General features: G+C 49.4%; 1 protein-coding gene. It reads right to left on the reverse strand.

Annotated features, from left to right (window positions below; genetic code table 11):
• Nucleotides 1-226: 226 nt before the first annotated feature.
• Nucleotides 227-649: XdhC family protein (locus tag A3762_RS06460; RefSeq protein ID WP_197469088.1), on the reverse strand; the 423-nt coding region annotated here is incomplete at its 5' end.

A 649-nucleotide genomic window follows, 5' to 3' on the forward strand; every position in this document is an offset into this window, starting at 1 on the left:
CGAAAGCGACAACGGAATTCAGAGAGCTAGGGAGAAGAAAGCCACCGCTGAATGCCGNGGCCAAATGATTTCAATTAANCAGCTAACCANANANCGCGAACAGGCGCGCGCCATCGCGACGAGCACGAGAATACGCACGAGTCGTGATTGAGGCCAACGGTGTTTTGCTTTGCTAATTAATTTCATGGCGATAAGAATGGTATGAACAGAAGAGCTTGTCAACGACTTATGCGTAAGTAGCGACAGAATTAACCTGCAGAGGCATCTTGACGCGCTGACTTCGCACCTGAACTAATTGGGCAACAATAGAAATAGCAATTTCACTGGGTGTACGACTTCCTATCTGCACACCAACTGGCGCATGTAATCGCTGACGTAAATCGGATGACAAACCAAGTGCCTGCAGACGATTCTGACGCAGTAAAGCATTGCGCTGGGATCCCATTGCACCGACAAAATGAGCCTGCCCTTGTAGTCCCGCATAGACCGCCAGATCATCTACTCTAGGGTCATGTGCGAGCGCAACAATCGCGCAATTCTCATCCATGTAAGATGCATAAACCAAGTCATCGGGAAGCACATTAGACACGACACTTATATCCTGCGCACTCGTCTGTCGCGCAACATGCTCGTGTCTCGGATCACAGAT

The organism is Oleiphilus sp. HI0125, from assembly GCF_001635355.1.